This is a genomic window from Methylotenera sp. 1P/1, from assembly GCF_000384355.1.
Classification (GTDB): Bacteria; Pseudomonadota; Gammaproteobacteria; order Burkholderiales; family Methylophilaceae; genus Methylophilus.
The window spans coordinates 1,730,895-1,748,281 of the sequence record NZ_ARWC01000001.1 but is presented as its reverse complement, the minus strand read 5'-3'; the positions used below and the strand labels follow the sequence as shown (position 1 = coordinate 1,748,281).

Sequence of the window (17,387 nt, the reverse complement as noted above, 5' to 3'; positions counted from 1 at the left end):
CTAAAACTTGAGCAGCTTTTTCAAGACTTCTTCTTTTGCCTGTTCTTTGAGTGATTTAGGTTTCTCTGCTGGTGCTGCGTCAGCAGGCGCACCTTCTGTGCTAGAGGCAGCATTCCCTTTGTCTGCATCAGGGGCAGTAGATTTTTTACTGCCACCCAAGATGTTTTTCAGTGCATCCGCTTTATTCTCGTTACCAAGCAGTTCTTTTACAGCGGCCCCTTTTTCGCCGCCTACTTTATCTAGCAGGCTGGATTTAGCAATGGCAGCGCCAATCGCGGCAAAATCCATCCCAAATTGTGGGCTAGCAAAGGTGCCGGTAATTTTTACCGGAATAGATAAACCGCTCAATTGGTCGAGGTCTGCGCCGCCTTGTCCTTTTAAGGATTTAACCACTGTGGGTTTGGCTAGATAGTTGATTTTTTCATTGCCAATGTCGATATCGCCTTTGCTATCGCCTTTGGCTAAACGCAGTATTGGCGCCTTCATCTCTAGGTCTTCATTGTGAGCCACGCCATTTTTAATGGTAAAAGTGGCGGTCAACTCGCTAAAGTCGGTCTTTTTGGTTTTATCGCTGGCCAGTGCATCTTTGGATTTTAATACATTCAATTTGTTTTTCATGTCGCGTAATGTGCCGGCAATATCAATGCCTTTCACAGCGCCATCCGCTAGGTTAAGTGCGGCATTGCCAGCCAAAGCTTTTTTGAGTGCAGACACTGTGTTGCCTTGTGTAGTTACATCTATATCTACTGAGCCCTTGCCCGCCAGCATGTCATTGTTGATTGCATCAACCAGTAGCGGCCCTACGGAAATATTTTTCATGGCTTGCTTGAATGTGATCACTGGCGTGGCGCGTGCATCCACTTTCAGCGCACCACTCATGCTGCCTTGGTATAAATTGGCTGCAAATGGCGATACGTTAACCACACCATTTTGTGCGTTCAGGCCAATATTCACGTTCTCGGTTTTGACGTTGGCGATTTTTAGCCAGCCAATTTTGGCCTCGCCAGAGGCGTTAAACTTTTTTAAAGCACTCAGATCAATCGGCGTCTCTGCGCTGGCCTGCGTGGTTTTGGGGGCGGCGCTTGGTTCGCTTTTGGTGATATAGCGGTCTGCATCCAACTTATCGATATTCACATTAAAACTAAATGCTGGCTGGCTAAACTGTGTCACACCCAAGCTGGCGTTAATTTGGCTGTCATCCACTTTGGCACTGAGTGGGTTTAAACTTAATTTCTCGCCATTGGCATTGAGTTTGATGTTGATATTGCTGGCTTTGGTTTTGCCATATTTCAATTGTCCAACCCGAATGCTGCCATCTGCGTTCAATGCTTTCAGCGCAGATAGATCTAATGGTTTGGCTGACTCAGTGCTGGTTTTGGCTGGTTTAGCATCGCCTGTAGAAGCGCCGACATATCTATCCAAATCCACTTGGTCTACATCAATATCAAAGGTGTACAACGGCTTATTAAATTGGCTGATGGCAAAATTGCCTTTGATGCGGCTGTCATCCACTTTGACATCTAGCCCTGTGAGTGACAGTTTTTGTCCATCGGCTTTAATGCCTACGTTTAGCCCAGTCACGCGGTATGGGTCGTAAATAATGCTGCCAATATTGAGCTTGCCATCCACATGTAGAGATTTAAGCGCAGATAAATCGGTAGGCTGCTTGCTGGCGGATTTTTTGCTGGCAGGGGCTGGTGCAGCCGAAGCCTTGCCGAGTAATTGATTGAGGTTGATTTTATCTGCACTGACATTGAATTTGATATTTGGCGTTTTAAAACCCGCTACGTCTACATTGCCGTTAAGCTTGGTTTCTGCCACATTTAAGCTAAATGTGCTGTCTGCTTTTTCTTGTTTAATATCCGCATGCGCGCCCAAATTAAACGTACCTTGGATCGCACCATTGGGCAAACTTGGGTCTTGAATATTGAGCTTGCCCACCAGTTTGGGGATATCAAAAATCAAAGCATCGATATTGCCATTGAAGGGCGATGAAAACTGCCCAGTGACCACACGTTTACCTTGCGTCATATTCAAGTCACCGCTAATGCCGCTGCTTTGTAAGGCTTTAGGCGAGCCTTTCATGTCTGCCAACACCATGTTCAGTTTTAAGTTGGCATCGGTTTTTTGTTGTGTGACATTGATCGTGATTTTTTTGGTGCTGACTTGATCTTTTAAAATGCTGAGCGCAGGCGCGTTGAGTTCAACCGTTTGTTGTGCGCCGTCAAAATTGCCTGCTGCTGCAAGCTTCAAGCTATCAACTAAAAATTCAAGCTTCTCCGGCTTGGCATCTACATCGCCACTGGCTTTCACTTCTACATTTTTGCCATTGAACATATCACCGGTAATTAAAGTATCTAAGCCAGACACTTTAAAATGTTTGGTTTCCGGATCCACCAAAAACACGCCTTTGACCTTTACATTTGCGGCCACCACAGGTTGGTTAGCATTCACTTTAAAGTCGGTGGCGATATCCATCGGCTCTGCTAAGGCAATGCGACCAGAGGTCAGGTTGAATTGATTGATGGCGTAGCTTGCGCCTGTGCTTTCATCTTTATATTGCACGGCGGAGTTAGTGACCTTGACGCCCTGTACATCAAATTTAATCTCGGTAGACTCTTCTTCGTCTTTGCTCAGCAAATCGTCAAAGTTGGTGGTGCCATCTTTATATTTGATAATGTTGGCTTTGGCGCCATCCACATACACGGTATCGACCACCAGCTCTTTTTTGAGTAGCGGCAATACGGCCAACGCTACTTTTGCGCTGTTCACAGAAGCAAACTCTGCGCTGCCCTTGTGTTCAGAAATCGCAATTTTGCCTAAATCTGCACCAATTTTTGGCCAAAAAGAGAGTTTGATATCGCCCTCAATGGTCAGGGTGCGTTCTTTTTTTTCTTTTACCAAATCAATGATTTGCTGTTTGTAATCGTTGGGGTTAAACGTCAGCGCAAAGTACACCGCAAGCAATAGCATTAGGCCGACAATGCTGCCTAGCCCTATCAGCCCTATTTTTAAATATTTATTCATTGTATCCCCCTAAAATGGGCTAAACACTATTGTACTGTCCAGTCGACTAATCCTGTATAGGCAGTCACCAACACAATCACACCAAATGCGATGCGATACCATGCAAAAATCGTAAAGTCGTGATGGCTCACATAGCGAATCAGTGCACGTACCGCAATCATGGCGCTGATAAACGCAAAAATAAGCCCCACTATCCATGCGCCCATATCATCCATGCTTAATAATGCACGGTCTTTGTACATCGAGTAAATGGAAGCGATACCTAAGGTTGGGACTGCGAGAAAGAAAGAAAATTCAGCCGCTGCTTTGCGGGATAGCCCAAAAAATAGCCCGCCGATAATGGTAGAACCGGAGCGCGACATACCAGGAATTAATGCAACCGCTTGTGCCAAGCCCAGCTTTAATGCGTCGATTGGCTTGATCTCGTCCACCGTTTCAATGGTCACCGTATGCTGACGTTTTTCTGCCCATAAAATAATCAGTGCGCCCACAATAAATGCAATGGCAACCGGCACCGGTTTAAATAATGCGGCTTTAATCTTATCGCCAAACGATAAGCCTAATATAGCCAGCGGCAAAAATGCAATGGCTAAATTGATGATTAACCGGTTGGCAATCGGGTCACGACCGATCCCCGCAAATGTGCTGACAAAACGCTGACGATATTCCCATACCACCGCTAGAATCGCGCCAAGTTGAATCGCAATTTCAAATACACTGCGTTTGTCGTGATCCATAAAGTTGAGTAAATCGCCCGCCAAAATCAGGTGGCCGGTACTAGAAATGGGCAAAAATTCAGTTGCGCCTTCTACAATGCCCATGATGGCAGCTTTAAGGAGTAAAAGTATGTCCATGTTGCCTTAGAAAATGTTAACGGTTAACAAATGAATAAAGGGGCTGCTAGCCCCTTGCGAATGGTCAGCAATGCTTACTTTAGCATGCCCAATACTGTCTTGAGCAAGTTGCCTGAGTCTGTCGGCACTTCACCGTCCGGCGTGAGTTTGTCCACAATCGTGGGTAATTGTTCCGCAATTTGTGCGCTTAATGTATTGGTATCAATGCCAAATTTTGCCGCCATCTCGGCAAGTTGACCATTACCTAGCACGCTGGCAATTTGATCGGCAGAAATCGGCAAGTTCTCGCCTTTGCCTACCCAAGAAGCCGCTTGCTCAGCCAAGCCGCTTTCTTTAAATTTGTCTAATACGCCACTTAATCCACCATGCTGGTTGAGCATGTCCATCGCCACTTGTGCCATGGCGCCTTTTTCGCCCATCATTTTTTCCAGCATGCCACCTGCTAAGTTATCTAATAATCCCATGTTATATCCTCAAGGTTAAATGTAGTAATCGCTAAAAACGTTCATCCGGACGCAGGTATCGCCACTCACCCACAGGCAGCTTGCCAAGTGTGACGCTGCCGATGCGAATACGTTTGAGCCCGACCACTTTTAGCCCGACCATTTCGCACATGCGTCTGATCTGTCTTTTTTTGCCTTCTCTTAGCACAAAGCGTAATTGATCTTCATTTTGCCAAGAGACTTTGGCGGGCTTGAGTTTAACGCCGTCTAAACTTAAACCATAGTTAAGTTTTGTTAAACCATCGTGACTTAATTCGCCTTCTACGCGTACCAGATATTCTTTTTCTACAGTGGAGTCTTCACCAATCAAATGACGTGCTACACGGCCATCTTGCGTAAGTACTAACAAGCCGGTGGAATCAATATCCAAACGGCCAGCTGGTGCAAGGCCTTTTAAAAAACCACGTTGAAAAGTTTTTTGGGTAGTGTCTTCTTCCCATTGATTTTCCGGGTGTACCAATACGATGGCTGGCTCATAGTCATCTTCTGCCTGACCACTAACATAGCCCACTGGCTTATGCAGCAAAATAGTGACGTTTTCTGCTTGATGCTCTTTGGCGTAGCCGCTGATCACAATTTCAACATCGGGCGCCACACGGGTGCCTAGTGTTTCAATAATCTCACCGTTGACTTTCACCCAGCCGTTCACAATCCACTCATCGGCTTCACGACGGGAACATAAACCACGTTCTGCCATGAGCTTAGATAAGCGCGGTAAGTCGTCACTTACAGTGCTTGCGGCAGGTTTATAAGCTGCCTTGGCCGCCGCGCCGTAAGTAGGTGCATTGGCATCATATCCATCGCGCGCCTTGCCGCCACGGCGTGGCGCTTGGCGATATTGCGGTTCTTCACGGCTTCCGCGCGGTGTGGTGCGTGTGTCTACATTGGGGGATCTTGCTGGTCTGGCTTCAGTGCTTTCTTGGCTTCGCGCTGGGCGTGCTTGACTATCTTCACGCAAGCTACCGTCATGCCTGTGATTACGTTGGCGCGCGCTGTCTGGTTTGGCTGTACTAGGTGCTTTGTTGCTGGTGTATGGCGTGGTTCTGTTGTTTGGCTTGCTGTCACGTGTTGGCTTATTACCCGGTGCTTTTGCGGTATTGCTGCGAGGCGTTTCCTCTGCGTTGTCTGACTGAATCACTGGCTTTGGCGGTGCTTTAGTCCTATCGCGTTTAGTCGGGTCTGCGCGGCGCACGGGCGCTTTACCAGTAGATGGCGTATTGATGGGTGTTTTGCTGAGTTTAATTGTGGTCAAAATTAGGCTAACGCGTTTTGTGTAATGTGCTTATTTTAACAAACAATTACATATGACCCTATTGAATAATTCAAGCCAAAAACCTCTGATTGGTCTACCTCGATTATCTAAACTTGGTGAAGCAGATAGGGCTCGGGTCTAATTAAATAAGCCAGCAAAGCTGGCTTTTAAAGTTAAAGCAACTTAACGCTTACTATGTTCTCCAAGGGTGTTTAGGCATATCGCATTCACCACAGCGTGTAGCGCCAGCCACTGCCACAATATGGTCATTTTCTACCGTATCACCGCTTACGCCCACAGCCCCAATCAAGTTGCCTTCTTTATCCACAATAGGCACGCCACCCGGGAAAGTAATTAAGCCATCGTTAGAGTGCTCGATACCGTAAAGCGGTGAACCAGGCACAGAGAGTTTGCCGATTTCGCCAGAGGGCATGGCAAAGTAACAAGCCGTTTTTGCTTTTTTAATGGCAATGTCGCTGCTGCCTACCCAAGCATCATCCATGCGTGCAAACGCTTTGATGTTGCCGCCTGAATCTAGTACGGCGATACACATTTTTACGCCAAGCTCGACGGATTTTTTTACTGCGCTATCGACAATTTGTTGTGCTTCTTCAAAAGATACGTGCATGCAATTCTCCAATATTATTGTGTTGAAACGAGGTTGAGCCCCATGATACTTGATGACCAAATTAACTTAAAGTTTCAGGTTGTTCTTTAATGCGCGTAAGTAAACGCTAGTTTGGTCGGTGCTTGCTTGCTTTTGGTCGACATAAAGCGTGTGATAGATGCGATTCTTTTCATATCGGGATTGTTTGCTAAATACTGTTCCTGCCAAGCGCGGTGAGGGTTTCTGATAATACCTGCTAGCCATGCCGCTTGTGTGCGGGAGAGCTTTTGCGGGGGCAATGCAAAGTAATATTGCGCTGCATCGGCTGCGCCACAAATGCCAGGCCCCCAATCGACGGTATTCAGATATAAGTTAAGGATCCGCTGTTTACCTAAGGTACTTTCCATTTCCACCGCATACAGCAGCTCTTCAATTTTGCGTTTCCATTGACGCTCGCCGCCGGTAAATAGGTACTTGGCCAGCTGTTGGCTAATGGTACTGCCACCCAGTTGCTTGTTGGGGTTTTCCTGTGCAAGTAGATAACTCAATGTCTCAAAATCATAGCCGTGGTGATGCATAAACTGAGCGTCTTCCGCAATGATGACCGCCATTGGCAACCAGCGCCCCATTCTTTTTTTATCCAGCCAAATATGCGGTGGGGCTTCATTATTGCTGGCACGCTCATTTGGCTGCGGGCAGGTAAATTGTATATTCGCGGTACGGATTTTTTCTGTGCCTAGCCCGGTGACATCAAAGTGTTGAATCACCGGCTTTGCGCTCCAGCGTTTGCTAGGCCAGTGTAGTGTGCCATTCGCAGATAAATGACCAGTCACGCGCGCGGTTTGGATGGTGACAGAATGTGTTTTAAGTGGGATGAGCAAATCTGCAATGGCCGTGGTGGGCAATGACCACTCTAAATCAATGCCTTGCATCTGCGCATGTGCGCTATATAACACGCGAATGGAGGTTTGATCGCTCGTCATTTCTAGCGTGCCAGTAAAGTGGTCATTCACATGATCAATCGTGAGGTTGACTGCATCAAACACAATGGCTTTTGAACTCAATTCTTTGATAGTAAACAGACAGGTTTCACAGCGCAGCTGGACTTGCCCTGCTTTCTCCGGCCCAGTTTGGTTTTCTATTGTGACGAGCCCATGTTTACTGCGCCATTGGGTATGGTTGAGCAATTTGCGGCCCGTACTTGAGGTGCCTAATTGCATGAGTGGCCAGGCACGTAAATGCACCACGCCAACAACGGGCAAGTGTAGCGGTACGCGCCAGGCGGTTTTATCAAATGGGTTGCATAACCAAGCAATGACGCTAATCACACAGCCAAGCAAACCCAATAATGCTAGAAAAAATACGCGTCTAAATGTGATCATATATGGCTAAAGTTAACTCTTAATTCCCGATACTGCTGACTTGGGTAATGGCCCACCATGCGTGATCGTTTTGTTTGAATATGTTTTCCCAGTACCAAGCGGACACATCCGTCCATTGCTTGCCTTGCTTATCCACAATGCGCTCGCACACTTGCAAGCGCTGCCCTTTCGTGGCATCAAAGCAACGCCAACGTTGATGTTGTGCATTCTCTACCACGCGTTGCATGCTGATGTTATAACCCAAGCCACGATAACAGTCGATCGAGGAATGCAGCATGCGCGTAGGTTTCACCGTGTAACGAATCACCCACACAGTATTGCCATCGGTAAAGCGTGCAATATGGCCTGGAAAATTGGCGGCAAAGCTTTGCTCTACTTCTGATAGTGGTAGTTTATACAATTTTTGGTGGCTAGTGTGCCATGCATCAAATGCCCAGTGTTGCTCAAGGCTTGCTGTTGCTTGGTTGGTGGTGTGATTTGCAGGCAGCCAAAATGGACGGGTAGTGCACGCCAGCATTATGGCTACAAATAACGCCTGACATACATGACTCGTTTTCATGTTGCCTCCTTTGTTTGCATGGCGTGGCATACAAAATAAACACTCGGCACAAACAGCGCAAAAATCACTAAACCGATCGCTTCATGCGTCCAATGGGGTAAGTGCACCATGCCGGATTCTTTATAAAACAATAAGGTATTGCGTAGTACGTTGGCGATGATGACTAAGGTGCTTGCCAACCCCAAGTTGATGCACGTTCTTAATGTGCGGGCATTATTTAAATAAGAAAATAACGCGCCAAAATATAAACCTATCCACAACATGGCAATGCCAGCACAAGGCGCATCAATCAAAATGGTTTTGCCGTTCCACCACAGGCTGGCACCCGCAGGGGTGGTGTCGGTACCCAACCAAGACAGAATCACACTGGTGCTTTGTGCGCAAAACCAACGCAATGGGTAACCCAAGTAAAAGTTAAGCGAGGCTACAAGCGGTAGCGACAGTATTGCTAGCGTGAGTAAAGGCATCAGTTTACGATTGGCGGGCAATAGGTTTGCGATGAGCATGCTGATGCCAATTAGTGCAAAAGCCGTTGCAATGATGGGTGGCAACCACCCCCACATTGCGGTTGCCGTGATCATGCATAGCGCTGTTGCGCTGAGTGCAGACGCTTGAGGTGCGCGGAGCTTATCTTTGTCGATATAGATCAGCGCGACAAGGGTAAGCAGCGCGACGATACCCCAAGGGTCATCAGAGCCGTCGCTGCTGCGGCGCACCATCCATAACCAGTGTGGCCAAGCGGCTAGGAGAGTGGCCGCCAGTAACCCGCTAATCAGCCAGCTTTTGGATGTCATGTTTTTTAGATACATAGTTTGAGTCAACATGGCTTTATTTAGCACTTGTTTGATTGTCGTTATGTTTACGCACTTGTTGTTTTCTGCGGCGTAAATAAGCGCCCATACCACCGGCTAAGGCAAACATCAGGTAAAACTCTGGCTCAGGCGTGCTTGGCACTTCGGCACCAACTGCCAACTCACTCACACCTTGCGGTAACGGCAATGGTTGGTTCACCGTATCAGCCGCGTCTTTGGTGCGCACAATGTGGTCAACTGCAATAAACGAGGTGTATTGCGTCAGTAAGTTGTATTGCAAGCCCAAGTCTGTGATCTGCTTGATTTCTTGGTCGTTTTCCCCAGCAAATAATTTGCTGTAGTCATCCAGTTCCGCGATTTTTTCGCGTGCCCATAAATAACGTAATGCTGCGTTGTCTTTTGAAATTAAGCTTTCCTTAATATCTAAGCTATAGTGCGCTTGACCACTGCTGGTTAAGCCAGATACAGAGATGCTACCTTGCGCTTTACCACGCCATTTACCAATCACCACAATCGGGCGGTCTGCATATAAATCGCGCAATTTTTGTGGTTGTACGTCATAGGTGTCCAAGCCTTTGATATTGAGCGTTAAGTGCGTCCATACCGGGCTTTCTACATATTGCTTAAATTTGGTCGCAGCTAATTTTGCTTCAGCATCGTTGGTCACAATAAATGCTTCGCCCTCACCAGCATGGGCAATGCCTTCCATCAAAAAGCGGTTCACATCCGAACCAATCCCAAACGAGAACACATTGGCTTTGTTTAGGTTGTTGCGGATTAAATCAAACGCTTCTTTTTCTACGGTGACATAACCATCGGTAATCACCACAAAATTGCGTGATCGTGTGTCTGTTTTATCCATGCTCAAGGCTGCTCTTAGCGCAGGTAATAATTCGGTGCTGCCACCTGCATTTTGTTGATTAATCGCAGCAATCGCACGCTCGATATTGTCGGCATTGGCAGGTAGGGAGCGCGGTGCTAACACAGTGTTACCGCCAGAGAACAACATCACGTTAAAGGTATCGGTCGGGCGTAAATTGCCGACCATGTTACGCAGTAAAGTTTTGGCGGTATCTAAAGGAAAGCCACCCATCGAGCCAGACACATCCACAATAAAAATGTACTCACGTGGCACAATCTGCGTGCTTGTCACGCGTTTAGGCGGCTCGATCATCGTCATAAAAAAGTTTTCGTCAGCGCCTTGGTAGAGCAAAGTGCCTGTTTGAATTTTGTCGCCAGCCAAGCTATAACCTAAAATAAAATCGCGGTTACCATTGGTGGTATTAGCGGCTAGCTTTAAGCTGGCATGTTGCTTATCCGGCTGCGCAATGGTGACTTGGTGCGAGCTACTGCTGATGGTTTGCAATGGAATCGGCGTATGAATATTCACATCCATTGCAAAGGTATTATTGTTAGCCACATTAGCCTTCAAATAAGGCGTTTGCACCCATGGCTCTTTTACGCCGCTAGGAGCCTCGCCGTTATTTGATTCCGTGGCGCCGTTATATCTCGGCCCAACCACACCTGGGTACACAAATTCATATTTGCCAGAGGTTGGGATAATGGTTTCTGTGTAATGTAATACCACCGCAATATCGTCACCGGGCAAAATATTGGCCACGTTCATCTGGAAAACATTGGGACGTTCCTGCTCTAACAAAGAAGCGCTTTTGCCTTCAGACTTGGCTTGCTCATATTCGGCTTTGGCTTGCTTTTTCTCACGGATTTTTGCTTCTACCACGCGGTCACCAATATGCATTTGCAAGCCATATACCGCGGCATGGGTAGAGGCTGGGAACACATATTTGGCTTCTAACGGGCGGGTGCCCTCATTGCGGTAATGCTGGGTCACCACCACATCGGCAATCACCCCTGTGATATTGACTTTAACGTCGGTGGATTTCAGCGGCAATTGATCAATGCTGGGGTCGTTGCTTTTGACAAAAAAGTAAGGAGATAAGGTTTTTTCGGTATCAGTGCTGGGGTTGGTGTCTGCATAGCTTGTATTCGATAACAGCATCAAGCTGGCTGAGGCGGTGGATGCCAGTATGAATGCGCATCCTTTTAGTATATTCATGATTCACTCCTGTTAATTGGTGCTCAATTTGCACAAGGTGAAGCATGCGCTGCTAGCGAGAACTCACTGGGAACTCCGTGAGAAATGCGTGTGAAATCTGTGTGAAATTTGACTGAAAAACGAGGTTTAATGCTAAGTATTGCTGATTTTTGGCAGGGTCAAACGCGCGATTGCGCCCCCTTGCGGATGATTGGCAAGCACAATTTCGCCGCCATGCAAATGTGCAATCTCACGCACAAATGGCAGGCCCAAGCCTGTACTTTTTTGCCCGGAATCCGGGCGACGTAACGAGTAGAATTTCTCAAATATCCGGTCTAGCGCATATTCCGGAATACCCTGCCCAAGGTCGCGGATGCTGATGACGCATTGCTTGCCTTGGGTTTCAATCTGGGTTGTGATGCTGCTGTCCGCAGGTGAAAAATCAAGTGCATTGGCCAGCAAGTTGGTAAGTGCGCGCTGCAGTAAAAAAGCGTCGCCCATTACGGTGACATCTTCTTGCGCGATCAACTCCAGTTTGATTTTTTTACGCTCGGCCATCGGTGCTAACGCTTGCATCAGCTCTTGCGTCAAACGCAGCATGCTTACAGCATTGGCTTCTTCTAAAGTGTGGCGTTTTTCCAGGCTGGATAACTCAAGTAGCTTATCGGCCAGCTCTTGCAGGCGCAGCGCCTGATGATGAATGTTATCGGCAAAGCGTATTTTTTGCGTTTCGGCCATCGGTTCACGCAACAATTCGGCAGCGCCTCTGATGGTTGTCAGTGGGCTTTTCAGCTCATGTGTAAGCGCTTGCACATATTCCTCGGTATAGCTGCGGCCAGCCATCGCATCGCGCATATCTAAAAATGCGCTTTTAAAAATGGTGCGTAATCTGCGTAATATCCTCACTGGGTGGGTGAGCTTTTCTTGCTTAAATACCTGCACAATATCGTGCGTGAGCTGCGTGGGGCTGGCCAGCCATACCGTGATCACAATCAACAATATTAAAAAGGCCATCAACGTAATCAGGCCAACATTCACCAGTTTTTGTTGCGCAGAAGTAATGAGCTCATGTTGTGATGACACCGCTTTACCCACACTGACTGCGCCAATAATTTGATTGTTGCTATCGTGGATGGGCGCGGCCACATACATCACACTACTTTTGGGGTCGTTCTCGTCCGTGCGTGTGGTGCGTGCGCCATATTGGCCAGACAAGGTCATGTGAATATCGTGCCAAGCACGAAAATCCTCTCCTGTTTTCTCGCCTTTCGAGTCATACACCACGGTGCCATTACTATCGGTGACATACACGCGTAAATTGACGTTGTGCTTGGTAATGGCGTAAATTTTGGCAGTAAAGCGGCGGCTATATAGGTTGTCGAATACGTGATTCATGCGCGAGGCATCAATTAACGACTCGGACGCGTCGGCTTCAATCCATGCCGCCATAATATAGGCGGTGTCTACTAAGGTTTCCTCTGCAGATTCGCGGTAGCGAATATCCAAGCCCGAACTCACCGTATACAGCAGAGCAGCCACGCCCAGCGTAAACAGCAATATCACACTTAAAAAAATACGGTTACGTTTGCTCATGTGTGCAGGCTATTCTTTAAGCGAATAACCCAAGCCGCGGTGCGTCAAAATGGGATCTGTCTCTGCATTCACTACGCGCAGCTTGGCGCGGATAAGCTTAATATGCGCATCCACAGTGCGCTCTAAACTCACGTCTGGATGTTCCCAAGCTTGGTTCATCAATTCTTCACGTGTGAACACACGCCCGGGTCGCTCGCACAGTACTTTAAGCAAGCGGTATTCCGTGCGCGAAAGCTCCAGCATCACCCCAAGGTATTGAATGCACTTGCGCTCTTCATCTATAAAAAAGTTGTTTTGCTTATTGGCGTGATTGGCACGTGTGTGGTTAGTAGGCACTGCCTCTTGTGCTTGGGTTTGTTGCTTTTGTACACGCCGCAGCACCGTACGGATGCGTGCGCATAACTCACGTGGGCTAAACGGCTTAGCAATGTAGTCATCCGCGCCCAACTCCAGCCCCACAATACGGTCAATCTCACCCGAGCGCGCCGTTAAAAAAATCACCGGCAACAAATGGTTAATTTGCCTGAATACTTCAAAGCCATTGATGTCCGGCAGGCCAACATCCAATACCGCCAGATCAAAACTTTGCTGCTGCAGAATATCAATGGCATGCTGGCCGGTGCTTGCCCATACCGTTTCAAAGCCATCGGTATTCAGCGCATAGGTGGTGGTTTCCGCAATGCTCGGCTCGTCTTCTATCACTAATATGCGCTGTACCATGGTGTGCCGTTATTCTTGTTTAAGTAAGTGACGCTAATCTCATTAGCTAAGTATGCATATTCTATAACGCATTAGCGTCGTCTATATTATCTTAACGGTGATGCTTTTGTGTTGTCGAACATAGTTGGGTCGCCGTGGCAAAAGAGTATTATTCGATTATGTAATTGCAAGGAGCATTTCTATGGATATTGATGTGCTTATTGTAGGCGCTGGCCCAACTGGCTTAATGCTGGCCAATCAACTTGGGCGGCGCGGCATCCGAGTGATGATTATCGATAGACATTCTGGCCCCGCACAGCAAACGCGCGCCATGGCCGTGCACGCACGCACGTTGGAAATCTATGCAAAACTAGGTATTGCAGAACGCGCACTCGCACTGGGTCGGCGTGGCAATGGCGCCAATATGTGGGCAACAGGCAAGCGCATGGCGCGCATCCCGCTCGGTGATATTGGCAAAACTGTCAGCCCATTCCCCTTTGTACTGATGCTCGGTCAGGATGACAACGAGCGCATTCTGGGTGAGCGACTCAATCAGCAAAATATTTCAATACAGTGGAATACCGAGTTAATTGCGCTCGCACAAATGGCCGATGGCGTCTATGCAACCCTCAAATTGCCAGATGGCAGCCATAGTAAAATCTGTGCCGCCTATGTTGCGGGTTGCGATGGTGCACATAGCGCAGTGCGCGAGTTCTGTGAAATCAAATTTCCCGGCGCACCGTACGAGCACGTATTTTTTGTGGCAGATACAGAAGCCACCGGCAATATGGTGCCAGATGAACTCAACGTGTATTTATGGCGTGACGGTTTTCATCTGTTTTTCCCCATGGTGGGTAACAATCGTTGGCGCGTCATTGGTATTCTGCCCAAATGGTTGAGAAATAAAGAGGATGTCAGCTTTGGCGAACTTAGCCCCGATATCCAACGTGAGGCTGGCGTTGATCTAACCTTCAAAGCGTGTAGTTGGTTTTCTACCTATCGCATTGCGCACCGCGCGGCAGAAAAATTTCGCGATAAACGCTGCTTTTTGCTGGGCGATGCCGCGCATATCCACAGCCCTATGGGTGGGCAAGGTATGAACACTGGTTTGCAAGATGCTTATAATCTAGCGTGGAAACTTGCGCTGGTGGTAAAAGGGCAAGCGAGTGAAAGTCTGCTAGATAGTTACGAGGCCGAACGCCTGCCAGTCGCACAGCGCTTACTTAAAACCACAGACCGAGCCTTCACCATGCTGGTTTCCGACCATTGGCTGGCAGGGATTTTCCGCACGCGTATTCTAGCTAACATCGCCGCGTTTGCCATGACGTTTGAGTGGACTAAGCGGCTTGCCTTCCAAACCATCTCGCAAATCGGCATTCACTATCGGCAAAGCCCTCTATCACAAACGCTTACCAGTCAGCCACCCAATGCCCCAAAGGCGGGCGACCGCTTTCCATGGTTACAGCTCAAGTTTCAGTCGAATGGTCCTGTCGAAGATTTATTCCAAAAAATGGACGATACGCGCTACAACCTGATTGTAATTGGTCAGCCAGTGCCAGCTGATTTAGGTCAGCTGAATGACCTAATATTTATTCACGTGATTCCAGATGGCACATACAACATGCAAGAGCTTGCGCGTGTGGGAGTTTCAGCACCAGCATTTTATTTGATGCGCCCGGATGGTTATATCGGACTGGTTGGAAATCACTTAACTATTTCTATGCTGGAAGCGTATCTATCCAATACTGGAATTCATTTTTAATAATGGATAGTAAAAGCTAAATGTATCGAAAATTGCACAATTTGAAATACCTGTTAATCTGCAAAGATAATGTAACTTTAGCCCCCCGTGTTACATAAACGGGGTAAACCAATAAAGTATGTAGCCCCCTATGCTAATAAAGAAAATTGTCATTCAAAATGTAAGAAGCTTTCTTGATCGAGAGGAATTATTGGTCGATGACAACATAACAATAATCATTGGGCCCAATGGTGGAGGAAAAACAAATCTACTAGATACCATAGTCATAATGCTTCAAAGACATCTTTTCTCATCCATGTATGCCGTAAATGTGCCAACAGCCGACAATCCAGATAGGTACGAATTTAGGCATAACGATGCCTTAAATAATATGGTTTTGGATAAACATACTGACGGTATGAACTTAGAGCAATTGGTTGAAATTAGTGTTCAAGTTACAAAAAAAGATATGAACAATATGAATACCATAAAGACCGACGCTGAAAGTCTTATTGAAAAAGCAAGTAGAAAATATATCAATTTGCAGATAGCTAATTCACTAGCTTGGGATTTGACTAAGATTAAAGAAAAAACAGTCTTCACGTATAGAGTATTGAACGGAGGAATACAAAATCCAGAGTCAGTTGAAGCTGACTATTTCTTACAATATCTTAGAATGTTTGAAATGGTTGATAAACTGAGAGAAGAGTATGAATTAGAACCTTTAGCTATGCCGCTGGTATACCTTCCAGTAAATCGTTCAGCCTCAGGTTTTCAATCACACGTAGAACTTGCGGGCTATAATGATTTTGAGACGAAGAGACATAGCAATGCAGCTAGCTCAAGGAATCAAACATCTATAGTTAGCTTAGCTATTGGTAGGCTAGCTCAAAAATTTCGGTTGTTACAAGAGAAAGATAATGTAAGTGCAAAGGTTGAATTCTATAAAAATGCAAATCTTAAAAAGCTTACTGATATTCTGAGTGATCTGGGTTATCAATGGTCATTAGAAACAATCAATGCTCTAAAAAATAGCTACAACATTAGATTAAACAAGCACGGCACCACATTTCTTGTTAACAATGCTTCATCAGGAGAAAAAGAGCTTCTTACATATCTTTTTGCAATTTTTGCGTTAAATGTTAGAGATGCATTAATTATTGTGGATGAACCAGAATTACATCTTCATCCAAAATGGCAAAAGACACTACTTCAATTGTTTATTAAGCTATCAAAATCAACTAACAACCAGTTTTTATTTGCTACTCATTCAGCAACTTTTATTTCGCCTGAATCTATAAGTTACGTATCTAGAGTTTATAACCAAAATCAGAAGAGTCATGTAGCACGCTTAGACGCAGAAACATTACCATCGGCTAAACATCTTTTAAATATAGTTAATAGTCAAAATAACGAAAGATTATTCTTTGCTGATAAGGTAGTTTTGGTTGAAGGATTGTCAGATCGTATTTTTTTTGAAAAATTACTAGATCATTTTGGACGCTCAGAATCTAGTGGAAGAATAATTGAAGTAATAAGTGTCGGTGGGAAAGGTCTTTTCGAGGCATATAAAAAAATTCTTATTGCAAGCAAAATTAGCTATTACATAGTTGCAGATTTTGACTATATAGAACAAGTTGGAACTGCCGACCTCAAAAAACTATTTAAAACAAACACTGTTGAAATAAAAAGTGATGTACTTGAAAATATAAAATCGATTGACGGAGAGACACTAGTAAATGCTATTGAAACAGCTATTAAAACTAAAGAATGGGGTACCACAGCCGAAGTATGGGAATATATAAAATCTAAGCGAAAAATAGTCCGAAAAGATTTGTCAGAAGATGAATCCAATAAATTAGATGCTTTTCTAAAAAATCAAAGAAGTGTAGGCGTGAATATTTTGAGAGAAGGCAACTTAGAAAGCTATTTACCAGATGGTTACTTATCTAAGGACTTAGAGAAACTTATCAAGCTGTTATCTACAAAGGTTTTTTGGGAAAAGATACCCAAATCAAGAAAGAAAGAATTAAGGACTATTTGCGCAAACATTATTAAACAGAACTAAGTTTGAGTTATATATGTGAACATATTCACTACATACTAATTATTACTACCCAGTTCTCTGTTTTGTTAGAATCGGTGAGCCGCACAGGGCTCGAACTTAAAGATAAAGTCGGTGGTTTTTTCCTCCATGCATTAAAGTAAGTGTTTTATCTCTTCATCAATTCCTACATAACAATAAGCATTTGTCCTATGTGTAAAGCACACATTACTCGTTATGATTTTTTATGGGCTTGAT

The 17,387-nt window shown here is 45.8% G+C and carries 13 protein-coding genes; 2 read left to right on the top strand and 11 right to left on the bottom strand.

Annotated features, from left to right (window positions below):
- The 11 genes from A3Q3_RS0108310 to creB form a co-directional block, all read right to left on the bottom strand.
- Positions 1-3,027 (bottom strand): AsmA family protein, encoded by a 3,027-nt coding sequence (locus tag A3Q3_RS0108310; protein ID WP_020183127.1) that lies wholly within the window; start codon positions 3,025-3,027, stop codon positions 1-3.
- 26 nt (positions 3,028-3,053) lie between these two features.
- On the bottom strand, positions 3,054-3,881 hold the full coding sequence (locus A3Q3_RS0108305) for an undecaprenyl-diphosphate phosphatase (RefSeq protein ID WP_020183126.1): 828 nt from the start codon (positions 3,879-3,881) through the stop codon (positions 3,054-3,056).
- Positions 3,882-3,955: 74 nt separating this feature from the next.
- On the bottom strand, positions 3,956-4,345 hold the full coding sequence (locus tag A3Q3_RS0108300; RefSeq protein ID WP_020183125.1) for a YidB family protein: 390 nt from the start codon (positions 4,343-4,345) through the stop codon (positions 3,956-3,958).
- Positions 4,346-4,376: 31 nt separating this feature from the next.
- Complete coding sequence (locus A3Q3_RS0108295) at positions 4,377-5,636, bottom strand: pseudouridine synthase (RefSeq protein WP_020183124.1); 1,260 nt, start codon at positions 5,634-5,636, stop codon at positions 4,377-4,379.
- A gap of 193 nt (positions 5,637-5,829) precedes the next feature.
- On the bottom strand, positions 5,830-6,264 hold the full coding sequence (locus A3Q3_RS0108290) for a heme-binding protein (RefSeq protein WP_020183123.1): 435 nt from the start codon (positions 6,262-6,264) through the stop codon (positions 5,830-5,832).
- A gap of 86 nt (positions 6,265-6,350) precedes the next feature.
- A complete protein-coding gene (locus A3Q3_RS0108285; RefSeq protein ID WP_020183122.1) occupies positions 6,351-7,625 on the bottom strand; it encodes a biosynthetic peptidoglycan transglycosylase in 1,275 nt (424 codons plus the stop codon).
- 19 nt (positions 7,626-7,644) lie between these two features.
- Positions 7,645-8,184, bottom strand: coding sequence for a hypothetical protein (locus tag A3Q3_RS0108280; RefSeq protein ID WP_020183121.1), 540 nt, complete (start codon positions 8,182-8,184; stop codon positions 7,645-7,647).
- On the bottom strand, positions 8,181-8,978 hold the full coding sequence (locus tag A3Q3_RS0108275; RefSeq protein ID WP_020183120.1) for an archaeosortase/exosortase family protein: 798 nt from the start codon (positions 8,976-8,978) through the stop codon (positions 8,181-8,183). The genes A3Q3_RS0108280 and A3Q3_RS0108275 overlap by 4 nt, the downstream gene beginning before the upstream one ends.
- 34 nt (positions 8,979-9,012) lie before the next feature.
- Positions 9,013-11,073, bottom strand: a complete 2,061-nt coding sequence (locus A3Q3_RS0108270; RefSeq protein ID WP_020183119.1) for a VIT domain-containing protein — start codon at positions 11,071-11,073, stop codon at positions 9,013-9,015.
- A 132-nt stretch (positions 11,074-11,205) separates the two neighbouring features.
- Positions 11,206-12,645 carry a two-component system sensor histidine kinase CreC gene (gene creC / locus A3Q3_RS0108265; protein WP_020183118.1) on the bottom strand — a complete coding sequence of 480 codons (1,440 nt, stop codon included), beginning with the start codon at positions 12,643-12,645 and terminating at the stop codon, positions 11,206-11,208.
- A 9-nt stretch (positions 12,646-12,654) separates the two neighbouring features.
- Positions 12,655-13,365 carry a two-component system response regulator CreB gene (gene creB / locus A3Q3_RS0108260; RefSeq protein ID WP_020183117.1) on the bottom strand — a complete coding sequence of 237 codons (711 nt, stop codon included), beginning with the start codon at positions 13,363-13,365 and terminating at the stop codon, positions 12,655-12,657.
- Positions 13,366-13,546: 181 nt separating this feature from the next.
- Here creB and A3Q3_RS0108255 point away from each other — a divergent pair, with 181 nt between their 5' ends.
- The gene (locus tag A3Q3_RS0108255; protein ID WP_020183116.1) at positions 13,547-15,106 is read left to right on the top strand and encodes an FAD-dependent oxidoreductase; all 1,560 of its coding nucleotides are present in this window, start codon (positions 13,547-13,549) and stop codon (positions 15,104-15,106) included.
- 130 nt (positions 15,107-15,236) lie between these two features.
- A complete protein-coding gene (locus A3Q3_RS0108250) occupies positions 15,237-17,153 on the top strand; it encodes an AAA family ATPase (protein ID WP_020183115.1) in 1,917 nt (638 codons plus the stop codon).
- Positions 17,154-17,387: the final 234 nt, after the last annotated feature.